The organism is Pseudoalteromonas luteoviolacea CPMOR-1 (assembly GCF_001625685.1).
Classification (GTDB): domain Bacteria; phylum Pseudomonadota; class Gammaproteobacteria; order Enterobacterales; family Alteromonadaceae; genus Pseudoalteromonas; species Pseudoalteromonas luteoviolacea_K.
Window position 1 is genome coordinate 1 of the sequence record NZ_AUYC01000046.1, and the last position, 13,126, is coordinate 13,126.

The 13,126-nt window shown below is 39.1% G+C and carries 9 protein-coding genes; 8 read left to right on the forward strand and 1 reads right to left on the reverse strand.

All coding sequences use genetic code 11. The features are described from left to right. Window positions 1-172: 172 nt before the first annotated feature. Window positions 173-1,474, reverse strand: coding sequence for an HD domain-containing phosphohydrolase (locus N473_RS18880; protein ID WP_063369259.1), 1,302 nt, complete (start codon window positions 1,472-1,474; stop codon window positions 173-175). Between the two features lie 96 nt (window positions 1,475-1,570). Between N473_RS18880 and N473_RS18885 the strand changes: the two genes are divergently transcribed. The 8 genes from N473_RS18885 to N473_RS18920 all read left to right on the forward strand — a co-directional run bounded on the left by N473_RS18885 (window position 1,571) and on the right by N473_RS18920 (window position 13,125). Then, window positions 1,571-2,635, forward strand: a complete 1,065-nt coding sequence (locus N473_RS18885; RefSeq protein ID WP_063369260.1) for a response regulator — start codon at window positions 1,571-1,573, stop codon at window positions 2,633-2,635. Next, on the forward strand, window positions 2,632-3,171 hold the full coding sequence (locus N473_RS18890; protein ID WP_063369261.1) for a heme NO-binding domain-containing protein: 540 nt from the start codon (window positions 2,632-2,634) through the stop codon (window positions 3,169-3,171). The genes N473_RS18885 and N473_RS18890 overlap by 4 nt, the downstream gene beginning before the upstream one ends. A gap of 2 nt (window positions 3,172-3,173) precedes the next feature. Then, window positions 3,174-4,142: a sensor histidine kinase gene (locus N473_RS18895; protein WP_063369262.1), complete on the forward strand. Its 969-nt coding sequence runs from the start codon at window positions 3,174-3,176 to the stop codon at window positions 4,140-4,142. 480 nt (window positions 4,143-4,622) lie between these two features. Then, window positions 4,623-7,751: a glycosyl hydrolase family 18 protein gene (locus N473_RS18900; RefSeq protein ID WP_196766432.1), complete on the forward strand. Its 3,129-nt coding sequence runs from the start codon at window positions 4,623-4,625 to the stop codon at window positions 7,749-7,751. Window positions 7,752-7,834: 83 nt separating this feature from the next. Further along, window positions 7,835-9,268, forward strand: coding sequence for a lytic polysaccharide monooxygenase (locus N473_RS18905; RefSeq protein WP_063369263.1), 1,434 nt, complete (start codon window positions 7,835-7,837; stop codon window positions 9,266-9,268). A 67-nt stretch (window positions 9,269-9,335) separates the two neighbouring features. Beyond that, the gene (locus tag N473_RS18910; RefSeq protein WP_063369264.1) at window positions 9,336-11,795 is read left to right on the forward strand and encodes a glycosyl hydrolase family 18 protein; all 2,460 of its coding nucleotides are present in this window, start codon (window positions 9,336-9,338) and stop codon (window positions 11,793-11,795) included. 155 nt (window positions 11,796-11,950) lie between these two features. Beyond that, complete coding sequence (locus tag N473_RS18915; RefSeq protein WP_081221261.1) at window positions 11,951-12,721, forward strand: substrate-binding periplasmic protein; 771 nt, start codon at window positions 11,951-11,953, stop codon at window positions 12,719-12,721. Beyond that, complete coding sequence (locus tag N473_RS18920) at window positions 12,718-13,125, forward strand: hypothetical protein (protein WP_063369265.1); 408 nt, start codon at window positions 12,718-12,720, stop codon at window positions 13,123-13,125. The genes N473_RS18915 and N473_RS18920 overlap by 4 nt, the downstream gene beginning before the upstream one ends. Window position 13,126 lies beyond the last annotated feature (1 nt).

The following is a 13,126-nucleotide window of genomic DNA, read 5'->3' on the forward strand; positions in this document are numbered from 1 at the left end:
AGTTCACATTCAGTAGTTCACTTTTTACTGTTTGCTTTAATCTATAAAATTCATAAATGATAAATTCCTATTAAGATATAGCTTATGTATGATGTGTTCTTTTATTGGGTTAAACAAAAATAAATATGTATAATTAGTCTCAATTTTTAAATTGAGACATAATTTAACATAATTAATTATCTACAATCATGATTCTGAATGGGGTAGGCTTTTGGGACTCTAATTGCTGTAACTTAGAAATGGAGTTGTCCGAAAAAACATGCCCTTTAGGTAATAGCATAATACCTTGCGCATTATGCATTGCTAATCCCAATTCCATACCAGGTTTCAATTGGTGTGCGGTGAGTATACTCATGCTGCCAACTTTATCATTTTCAACCTGATCTTTAGACAGTACGTTAAGAAGTGATTCAACGACTTTAGGATGGTAAAAACTCCCACTGTACATCTTTATAATTTCCAAAGCATTTTCTTTTCGCTCTTCCATGGGTCGTTGGCTTTGGTAAAGATGTTCAATATAATCTCTTGCAACAGCAAGTATTTGTGCACCAATCGGTATCTCCTTACCCTTTATGCCTTTTGGAACACCTTGGCCATTGTATTTCTCAAATTGGCTATAAATTGACTCAGCAACATCGCTTAGATGCTGAGCAGGCATTAACATAAGCTGTGCAGTTGCTGGGTGTGTGAGAAACACTTTTTTCTTTTCACTATCTAATTCATGAAACGGGCGAGCATATAAAGTAGGATCCATAGCAAGCAAGCCAACTTGAGACAAGTAGCCTGACATCCTGACCATGTCAGCAATTTCAGCACTCAACGAAAGCCCTTTTGCAATTTGATAGCAGAGCTTAGCAATATGTTTTGCCTTGTCTGCATCGAGATATGGGTTTGCATTTATGAAGTTATAAAGTAACTCTACTGTACTACGGTGTTCTTTTTTCTCATTTTCATTTGCGGACTCAAGCTGTTTAAGTACTTGCCTTATTTGAGAGGTTCGTTTTTCAACTAAACTTTCTAAATTTGTATTAAGCTCCTTAAGCTCTTCGTTTTGTGCTCGTACCTGCTTTTGTAAGGCATCATTTTGTTTTTTTAACTTCGTTAACTCAGCAGCTTTGTTAATTTCTCTTACGAGCTGTTCGTTGTTCCATGGTTTTTGAAGGTAACCATGTATACCACCACTGTTGATCGCATTGATTGTGTCTTGAATATCTGAATAGCCAGTTAATAAGATCCTTCTTGCATCTGGAGAGATTGCCTTTGCATGCGTTAAAAACTCAGCGCCATCCATGTTTGGCATTCTCATATCAGAAATGATGACATCAAAATCCATTTCTCGAACTCGATCCAAGGCTTCATGACCGGACTGAAACAATTCAGCTTTTATCCCATTTTGTCTCAAAAGACGACCTAAAGAATTCAGTACACTTTTTTCGTCATCAAGACAAAGTACGACTATTGGTTCGTCATTCATATATAAGATGCACTCCAGCACACATTTATTGATTTGTTATTAGTTTTAAAACTAGACTAAACTTTAATAAGAAACAATATAATAGGCACGCTTTTAATGAAAATAAAACCAACGAATGTTTTAATATTAGATGATGATAAACTCGTTCTCAGATCTCTTTCAAGATCACTATCACGTGTATTAAACGTCGAAAATATTGTTACTATAAACGACCCTACGTTGGTTGAGCAGTACCTTTCTAATTCTGATGTGAAATATGACTTATTTATTACCGACTATCAAATGCCTTCAATCAATGGCGCTCAAGCTTTAAAAATAGTACAAGTCAAAAGCCCAACTACTATCAGAGTACTCATGTCAGGAGACATTGGTTCAATACATAACGATTTCAACGAAGTTTCTGCAAATATATTTATGCCCAAACCCTTTTCAATAGATGATATCAATTTCTTGGGTTACATTTATCACAAGGCTAAATGCTTGGATGTGACTGACGAACATGACCTCAAACAAGGCTTTGTTCCCTACGTTCCTTTACCAGAAAAAAACACGGCTGAAACACGCAGTAAAGAACATCCATATTTAAATACAACTTCTAATTTTGAATCTTATATAAATGTTTCTAAATTAGATAATAATGATAGATCTATCATTCTAGAAGCAAGCTCTGACTTACTAAATAAGCATATTGAGTTTTTAGGCCGATTTATAGATTCCGTTGGTTGGGTACAGATCATTGAAGAAATAGAGTTATATTTCGATTGGGCGCTTAAATCATTCGTATTTTCAAGGCACCATAACGTAACTCAAGAACAATCGATTACTATATTTTGTATGATTTTTAGCTGCTGGATAAACAAAGTAGTTTACTTATATTTAAAAGCTGGTTTTGGAAAGTCTTTTGAATTATCGATTTTAAATAGGTACGCATCAATTTGGGGCGTTGACGAATGCCTTATTAACGAAAGGCAAAAAGTAATGGTTGAAAGCCCAAGCTCAGATTCAGCAATAATATGTAAAACCGTGTTGGACAACATAAACACAAACAACGAGAAAGCAATATCGGACATTTTAATTTCGGAACACTCAAATATCGACAGCCTATGTGAATTCTTGTCGACTTCAAAACAAACTAACACTATCGAAGAGGGCTCTATATGAAAGGTTTAATTTTTAGATGTTTAGAAGAGTTGGTAATTGAAACTAAAGGAATGGATTTATGGGAAGAATTATTAGAAAAACACTGCCCTGAAGACAGAGTTTATATAAGTGCGAGATCCTACCCGGATGAAGAGTTAGTAAATATGGCTATTAGTGTTTCTGAAGTCTTAGAGCTGTCGCTGCCAGACACCTTAAAGGCATTTGGAACGTATTTGTTTTCCTTTTTAGCCAAAAAGCACCCAGCGATCGTCTCAGAGTTTAAATCTTTTGAGGAACTTATTCTTTCTATTGACGAAGTGATACATAGTGAAGTTCAAAAGCTTTACGAGGAGCCGAATTTACCAACTATCAGCGCTAAGGTGGTTAACAAAAATACGATTGAGTTAATTTATAACTCACCCCGAAAGCTATGTTTTTGCGCTGAAGGGCTCATTTATGGTTGCGCAGAACATTTCAACGAGGAAGTAAACATAGAACAAGCTACATGTACCCATAACGATGATGAAGTTTGTACATTTATTATAAATCATGGCTAATTATGCAAAACTATTACAAAGCGTATTTAAGAGAAAAGCAAGCTCGTGATGAGCTAGAAGAGCTATTGGAACAGAAGACAAGTAAGCTCTATGCACTTAATATTGAACTTGAGAAAAAGCTTGAACAGCTACAACAGCAGCAAGTTGCGGTGGTTCAATCCGAAAAAATGGCAACGCTTGGGACATTGTCTGCAGGAGTAGCACACGAAATAAATAATCCACTCGCTTATCTTACGTGCAATTTAGACACGTTAGCTAGTTACTCTGAGGAGATAGGGAGCTATTTACGTGCCATCACAAAGCTGATTAACAATGAACAAACTTTTGAACAGTTCAAAAGTGAAATTGACCAATTACAACAAAGTGTGACAACGTCAGATCTGATTCAAGATGTATCCGATATTTCGGAAGATTGTATAGAAGGTTGCCAACGTATCAGCAAAATCGTAGCTAACCTGCTTGACTTCGCTAAGCCAAAAATAGAAACCGATACCGAATTTGACACACATGAGGTCATCGAGCACGCAACAGAGTTATTAAAGAACAAACTCAAACAAGTTCAGGTTACGATTGACTGTGAGAAAGAACTTATTATAACCGGTAATAAAGCAAATTTAACACAAGCTTTCATTAATGTATTGGTTAATGCAGCTCAATCGTGTAACGAGAAAAGAGAGTTAGACCCACAGTATAAAGCCACACTAAAAATTAAAGCACGGAATCGAGATAACCATGCTGTGATTGACATAAGAGATAATGGTAAAGGGATTGAAGAAGGAGTGATAAATAAAGTGTTTGACCCATTTTTCTCTACTAAACCCTTAGGAGAAGGAACTGGTATGGGTCTAGCTGTTGTCTACGGAATAATTTCAAACCATCATGGAGTAGTATCAATAAGCAATAATGGTGAAGGTGGAGCGACAATTTCAATTCAAATACCGCTGTCAAATTCAACTAATCCCCTGTCATAATTAAAAAATCCCCAAAACTCATAAGACTTAAGTCTAACCTTATATTGGTTTAGTAAAAATAAAATTAAAAAATATCTGTGAGGTGAATCAAATTCACAGATATTTAATCATTAATTTATATAACTATTGGGTATAGCTTATAACCTATATAGGTTTACGTACACGTCAACTTTCGGATAACTTTTATTTATGCGAAAGTTTACATTTAGACCCAGTTCAGACACACAACACTAATAAGACACTGTTATCTATGCAATAGTATTAAAATTTACCTATAAAAGAGATGAATTGGATTCATATGTAGCTACTGACGGAAAAAATTAATTTTATTCATAGAGGGCTAAAAAAAGCAGTACATTAGTACTAATTGAAGAGAAAATGCGGTTACTATTTAACCACACCAACATTGACGTGTTTAATTTCTATGTTAGCTTTATTTAACAAATGTTAATCACAATTAATGTAAAGGTTGGTGATAGAATGAAAATGAGAAATCATATAATAAATGCACTCAAGTTGAGCTCAATCGCAATTGCAATTAGCACAACATATGCAAATGCATACGATTGTACTGGCTTAGCGGATTGGCAGAGCGGTTCAACTTACGTAGGTGGTAATCAAGTAGTACAAACTAATGTTGCCTACGAGGCAAAATGGTGGACAAGATCGGAACCAGCATTGAATTCAGGCCCAAGTCAGGAGTGGAAAAAGCTTGGCGAATGTAGTGGCTCAGGTGTAAATAACCCACCGGTAATCAGTCAGTTAAAGCCAATAACAGGATCTGAATTTAACCAAAATGACAGCGTTGCCATTAGTGTTAAAGCGGTTGACGTTGACGGAAACGTCAACCGAGTGGAGTTTTATGTTGACAATACACTCATAGCTACTGATACATCAGGCGTTGCAGACGTATTTGATGCTACATGGACAGCTGGCCAACCTGGTCAATATCAAGTAACCGCAAAAGCATTTGATGATAAAAACGAAGCATCAAATATACTTTCAAATCTTTTGACAGTAAAAACGTCTACGCCTGTGAATGAGGCACCGGTTGCTACACTGGACATTAAATCAAAACCTGTAGAACTCGTTGTAGGTAGCAATGTTGTTTTCTCACTTTCTGGATCTGATGCAGATGGTACGTTAAGTAAGTTAAGCTTTGCTGTAAATGGTACTGAAGTCGTTTCAACTAACGGCACTGCCACTGAGCACACTTGGGTTGCACCAGCCGACGGTACATATAACTTCACGCTGACAGTTACTGACAATGAGAATGCAAGCAGCAGTGTCACAACTCAACTTCAAGTTGGTGCTCAAGTTCCTGGCGATAGAGATGCCTGTAAACCAGATGGTCTATACCAAACTCCTGGCGTAAATACACCTTACTGTACGATTTATGATGCAAATGGTCGCGAGCTTATGGGCGCAGACCACCCGCGTAGGGTTATTGGTTACTTCACAAGCTGGAGAAATGGCGCTAATGGTCAGCCATCATATCTTGTAAATGATATTCCTTGGGACAAAATTACCCATATCAACTATGCATTTGCTCATGTCGATGCTGCAAATAAAGTTTCAATTGGAGATCCTAACGCTGCAGGTAATCCTGCAACAAACATGGAATGGCCAGGTGTTGCTGGCGCTGAGCTAGACCCAACATTACCGTACAAAGGTCACTTCAACCTGTTAACTAAATACAAAAAACAGTATCCAGATGTCAAAACTTTAATCAGTGTTGGCGGTTGGGCAGAAACTGGCGGTTTCTTTGGACCTGATGGCTCAAGAGTAAATAGTGGTGGTTTTTATACTATGACTACTAATGCGGACGGTTCTATTAATAACGCTGGTATCGAAACATTCGTAGCGAGTTCAGTTGAATTTATCCGCAAATATGGATTTGATGGTGTCGATATTGACTATGAATATCCTTCTTCAATGAAAGACTCAGGTCACCCAGATGATTTCCCAATTTCAAATGCAAGACGTGCAGGGTTAAACGCATCGTATCAAGTCTTGATGAAGCGTCTACGTGAAGAGCTAGACAAAGCTGGTCAGCAAGACGGCGTACATTACATGTTAACAATCGCATCTCCTTCATCTGGTTACTTATTACGTGGCATGGAGACATTCCAGGTAACTAAATATCTAGACTACGTAAACATCATGTCATATGACTTACACGGTGCATGGAACTCGCACGTAGGTCATAACGCAGCGCTATATGATACGGGTGAGGATTCAGAGCTTAAGGCTTGGGATGTTTATGGCACGAAAGAGTTTGAAGGTATTGGTTATCTAAACACAGACTGGGCAGTTAAATATTTCCAAGGCGGACTATCAGCCGGTCGAATTAATATCGGTATCCCATATTACACGCGTGGTTTCAAAGATGTTCAAGGTGGTACCAATGGTCTTTGGGGTCAAGCAGCACTACCAAATCAAGCTGACTGTGCGCCGGGTACAGGTGTAGGCGAGAAAAACAAATGCGGTAACGGTGCCGTTGGTATTGATAACCTGTGGCACGATAAGAATGATGTTGGTTTAGAAATTCCAGCAGGCTCAAATCCATTGTGGCACGCTAAAAACCTACAAAATGGGGTGTTACCTAGCTATCTATCTATTTACGGCTTATCACCTGACACAGACCCAGCAGACCAATTAACAGGGACTTATACACGTCACTATGATTCTGTGGCAGTAGCGCCTTGGTTGTGGAATGCTCAGAAGAATGTTTTCATCTCTATCGAAGATGAAGAATCGATGGGCACTAAAGTTGATTATGTAATCAATAAAGGGCTAGGTGGTATCATGTTCTGGGAACTAGCTGGAGACTTCGATTACGACCAAGCTAAGGGCGAATACTTTATGGGCTCTAGCATGACAACGTTGGCTTATAACAAGTTCAAACAGTCAGGAGCTCAATATGATGTACATCGTGGTGATATTGCTTTCCAAGTCCCTACAGAGCAGGTAGATGTCTCATTTGAAGCGAAAAACTTCCCTGTTGGCGATGATAACTACCCAATAGCACCAACATTTACGTTCACCAATAACTCAAATATTGATTTATCAGGTGCGAAAATATCGTTTGATGTCCCAGTTTCAACTTCTGCAATTTTCAAATCTAATTGGAACGCACAAGAGAAATTGAAAATGGCCATTGATGTAAACAACTCAAATGCAGCAGGTAATAACATTGGTGGCTTCGATAATGACTTCCATAGATTCTCTATCACGCTTGTAAACGAATGGGGCAATCAACCTAAGTCTTTTGCACCAGGTGAATCTATTAATGCCCAAGTTATGTACTACATGCCAGTAACAGGCCCAGTGAACTTTACAGCAGAAAAAGATGGTAAGCGCTACGCGTTCAAGTTTGAGCAACCGACTCTGCCGGCTGCTAAGCCTGGAGATGGTAACGGCGGTCCCATCACTCACTGTGAAGGCACACCAATTGCCGAAATAGCTGTTTACCCAACATTCCCTCGCGGTACACACGCAGGCCAAGGTGACCTTATCATCGATGGCAAGGGCGTTTACAAAGCAAAATGGTGGAGTAACAAGCAACCTTCTACAAGTTCAGATTATCAAAAAGTCTGTTCACTTTAGAAAGTAAACGGAGGAGGGCAACCTCCTCCACAAAACCGAATCAATATAACAATAAATCAGCATGTAGTATCAAGGTGAGCGAAATGAAAACTCTAAAAGGAAAAGTTTTAACGTCAGTCTCAGTTGCTTGTACAGCCTATCTGACATTACATTCAATCAATGCATCTGCGCATGGCTTTATGGACTATCCAAAGGCAAGACAATCAATCTGTGAAGCACAAGGTGGGTATTGGTGGCCAGACGACGGAACAAACATTCCAAATTTAGCATGTAGAGCCGCATTTTTAGAATCTGGCTATGTTCAATTTGTCCAAGAACATGAGTTCGCATCACTTATTGCAGACTATAACAACCAAGCAGCCGTTGAAGCTGCAATTCCAAATGGTACATTGTGTGCTGCTGGTTCAAATGAAAAAAGAGGAATGAATTTGCCTCATGCTGATTGGCAAACAACTGATGTTAAACCGAATGCAAACGGAGATGTTGCAATAAGATTTAGAGCTACAACTCCCCATAACCCGAGCTTTTGGAAGTTTTATTTAACCAAACCAACATTCAATACCAATACAGATGTACTTAACTGGACAGATTTAGATTTAATTACTGAAATAGGCAATATCAACTTTGTCACAGATCCAGACGGTAAGAAATTTTATGAAATGACCATAAATATTCCACAAGATAGAAGTGGTAGAGCAATTCTCTACACGCGTTGGCAGCGAAACGATGTCGCAGGTGAAGGGTTTTATAATTGCTCAGACATCAACATCGTCACAGATGTTCAACCTGTAAATTGGTTTAGCGCTGGCTATTTCATTAAGCAAGGACAAAACGCAGCCGTAGGCGATACAATCTGGGCAAGGGTTTTTAACGGCACTGGCCAAGAAATAATAAAACAATCGTTAAAAGTAACTTCAACCAATGAATCAAATTGGCAGTCAGAATTAGCAAATATACTGAACACGAACTTTTCAACAGATGTACAAGTTGGTGTAAAAGGTGCTGATGGAAACATAAGCTTCGACCAAAATAATATTTTAACCAATGAAGTGTTCGTAACAGATGCAGCAAATACGTATAACCTAACTATTCAAGTTAAGCAGCCTAACACGCCACCTACAGTACATAAACCCGACCCAATAGTGATGAATGAGCTTACCGAAGTACAGCTACATGTTCATGCTTTTGATAGTGACACGATGGATTTAACTTACGTATGGGACGTTCCTGCAGGTCTTACATATACAGGATCAGGGGCAACAATTACATTAAAAGCCGCTGATGTCACTAATGACACAAATTATACAGTCGGTGTAAGTGTATCTGACGGTGAATTATCCTCAACAACAACTGCGGATATCACAGTTAAAAACATCGCAAGCACACTCAAACCGTGGAACAAATCAAAAACATACGTCGCTGGCGATAAGGTTAGCCATAACGGTGTTGACTATGAAGCGAAATGGTGGAACAGAGGCGAAGAGCCTGGCACAACTCAAGTTTGGAAAAAGATTTAAACAGATGTAAAGGTCGCTCCATTTATTGGGGTTTGGATATAACATGTAAAATAAGGTTGAGATAGTAATGAAAATCAATAATTTAACTGCAGCTATAGGACTAGCGTTAATGTCTACTGGATTGATGGCAGCACCTTCAGCTCCACAAATCAGTTGGGAACCACAAACGTACTCTTTTGTAGATGTAAATCTGGAAGGTAATGGTTCATATAAGCAGATTGTACAAGCTAAAGATGTTGTTACAGTAAACATTAAGTGGAATTCATGGAGTGGCACTGGCGGCGACAGTTACAAAGTTTATTTTGACAACCAAGTAGTCAATCAAGGTCCTCTCGCAGCAGGAACAAAGGGTGGAACTGTTTCATTCCCTTATACTAAATCAGGTCGTCACACACTTTATCTAGAAATCTGTGACGCCACTGGATGTGCTAAAAGTGCCGGCAAGCCAATTGTAATTGCAGATACTGACGGCGGTCATTTACAGCCACTAACAATGGATGTAGACCCTAATAACGCAAACAATGGCACTATTCCTGGTATGGTAACAGGTGCGTACTTTGTAGAATGGGGTATTTACGGCCGTGATTTTGATGTGTCAAATATTCCTGCGCACAATTTATCTCACCTTCTTTATGGTTTCATTCCAATTTGTGGACCTAATGAGTCTCTTAAAGAGATTGAGAATGGTAATAGCTGGCGTGCATTACAAAAAGCATGTGCTGACTCTCAAGACTATGAAGTTGTAATTCACGACCCTTGGGCAGCAGTACAAAAAACTTTACCAGGCACTGACAACAACGACCCAATCCGTGGTACATATGCTCAGTTAATGGCACTTAAGCAACGTTATCCTGACCTGAAAATTTTACCATCAGTAGGTGGTTGGACGCTATCAGACCCATTCCATGGTTTCACGACTAAGGCAAACAGAGATACGTTTGTCGCATCAATGAAGCAGTTCTTGAAGACTTGGAAATTCTATGACGGTGTTGATATCGACTGGGAATTCCCAGGTGGTGATGGTCCAAACCCAGGTTTAGGTGACCCTGTAAACGATGGTCCAGCTTACATCGCGTTAATGCAAGAATTAAGAGTGATGCTTGATGAATTAGAAGCTGAAACAGGTCGTAAATATGAGCTTACTTCAGCTATCGGTTCAGGTTATGACAAGATTGAGGATGTAGACTACCAAGTTGCTCAGCAATATATGGACTACATCTTTGCGATGACTTACGATTTTTACGGTGGTTGGAATAACGTAACAGGCCACCAAACTGGTATTTACTGCGGTTCGCACTTAAGTCAAGGTGAATGTGACGGAACAGGCTTAGACGATAAAGGAGAGCCAAGAAAAGGACCTGCTTATACACTTGATAACGCCGTTAAAGCATTATTAGCCCAAGGTGTTAACTCGAAAAAAATCGTAGTAGGTGCAGCTATGTATGGTCGCGGCTGGGATGGCGTATTTGACTCAAATACTACTATTCCGGGCAACCCTATGACAGCACCAGGTAACGGTAAATATTCAGGCTCAACCAGTGAAGGCGTGTGGGAAGCTGGTATCATGGACTACAAAGCAATCGCTAAAAATCTAGTTGGTGGTGGAAATGGTTTGAATGGCTTTACAGTGGGCTATGACGAACAAGCAGAAGCAGCCTGGGTTTGGAACAAATCAAAAGGTAAACTTCTGACTTATGATAGCCCTCGCTCAGTTCGCGCTAAAGGTCAATACGTTAACCTACACAACCTAGGTGGTCTATTCGCTTGGGAAGTGGATGCGGACAACGGTGATATTCTAAATGCAATGTATGATGGCTTGACTGGTGGTATGCCAGTAAATAGAGCACCTGTTGTTAATGTTGACGCAAACTTAACATTAAACTCTGGTCAATCAGCTAACCTTACTGTTAATGCAACTGACCCTGAAGGCGCTGCGCTAACATATGCATGGTCAAGTCAAGGACTAACATTAAGTTCTGCAAACACAGCAACAGTTGGCATTACTGCACCATCAGTGACGACTGATACTACTTTCCAGTTGAAGATTGTTGTTACTGATGATCAAAATGCTGCAACGGAAAAAACAGTATCTGTACTAGTTAAAGCAGATGTACCTGCAGGTGCACCAGTTGTACAGCCAATCGCGAATGTATCAGTGCAAGAAACACAATCAGTAAATGTATCTGCCGTAGCGACAGATCCTAACAATGACCCGCTAACATATACTTGGAATGTACCAGCAGGTCTTACAATTTCGGGTCAGGGTGCCTCAGTGTCTTTGACCGCAGGAGAAGTAGCACAAGATACAACAGTGACAGTTTCTGTAGCAGTGTCTGACGGTACGCATACAACGTCTACGTCATTTGATGTGACAATCACAAATGTAGACTCTGGTGCACCAGCTTGGGATGCGAATACAGTTTACGTTGGCGGTGATAAAGTGACTCATAACGGTTCGCTATATCAAGCAAAATGGTGGACTCGAGGTGAGGAACCAGGTAAAGCACAAGTTTGGAAAGCGCTTTAATCCGTGAATATTAAAAGCTAGGGTTGATATTCATAAGTAAACTATGAATTGACCGATGGATAGGCCAACCCTATTATAAACAAAGGTGCAAAGCACCTTTGTTTTTTTTCCTAAATAAATCATACTAAGTTTATAATTCCATTCAGAAACGTCATGTGAAAAAGATCTTATTTGTAATTGCTTTCTTCTCAAGCTTTGTTCAGGCTGCGCCAAACTGCAAAACAGAAAAAAAGGTTGGGATAGGAGGTACTTGGCCTCCATATATTCGGTATGAAAATGATGTCCCGAAAGGCGTAGACATAGCCATAACCAAGCTAGTATTCGAAAAAGCAAAATTATGTATACAATTTTTGCGGTTGCCGAGCTCAGCCAGAGGACTTGTCGAATTGTATAAAGGTTTCATCGATGTTTTGCCTTCAGCTAGTTTTAATATCGAAAGAGCACAAAACGCACATTTTACAGTTCCTTATAGACGAGAACGGATGAGGTTATTTACAAGACTTGAACTTGAGCCAGTGAAGAGCCTAACTGAATTATTCGCAGCAGAGTACACATTTGTTACAAACCCAGGAGCATACTACGGAGAAGAACTCAGACAAATTCTACAGATTTCTTGGTATCAGCAAAGGCTTGTAGAAGTAGCAAGCGCCTCTAGAAGAATGGAGCTGGTAAACAAAAAAAGAATCGACTTTTTAATAGAAGATGAGTACAGCGGTTATTACTATATCAATCGCCTAGGATACGATAAATTAAGGTTACACTCATATATCGTCAACGATAATGCAATCCACTTTATGCTAAGTCGTATCAATTTTACACAACAAGAAATTGATGCCGTTAATAAGGCAATTGAAAGTTTGAAACCTGAAATAGAAAAAATACTAAAAGCGGCACAACCTAAAAGGCTGGCTAAGGAGAACACTTGAAATATCTGTTATCTTTTACTCTGTTGCTCATATCACTATCAGCATTATCAAAAGAAAAGCCCTATTCCATCGATAGTTATCTACCACAAATTAGTCTGAACGAATTCTACAAAGAAGATAATATTAGACCGAAGAAAAGTGATTTTAAAATAAACAGTACTCTTGCAATGTCGACAGAAGACGGGAATAGGGCAGTCCTTTTAAACATTGAGAACTTGTCTTCAGGTAGAAGGATATTGGAGCCTGAACAGATCATTGTTTTATATGCAAGCGGTGAAGTACAAACACTCACATCGTTACCAAAAAAAGTCATCGTCGATGGATACGAAGCGATCAATTTGACTATAGAGCTAGGACATAATATTTACCCTGTAATCTCTGTCCTAACAACCAATAATATTTAGT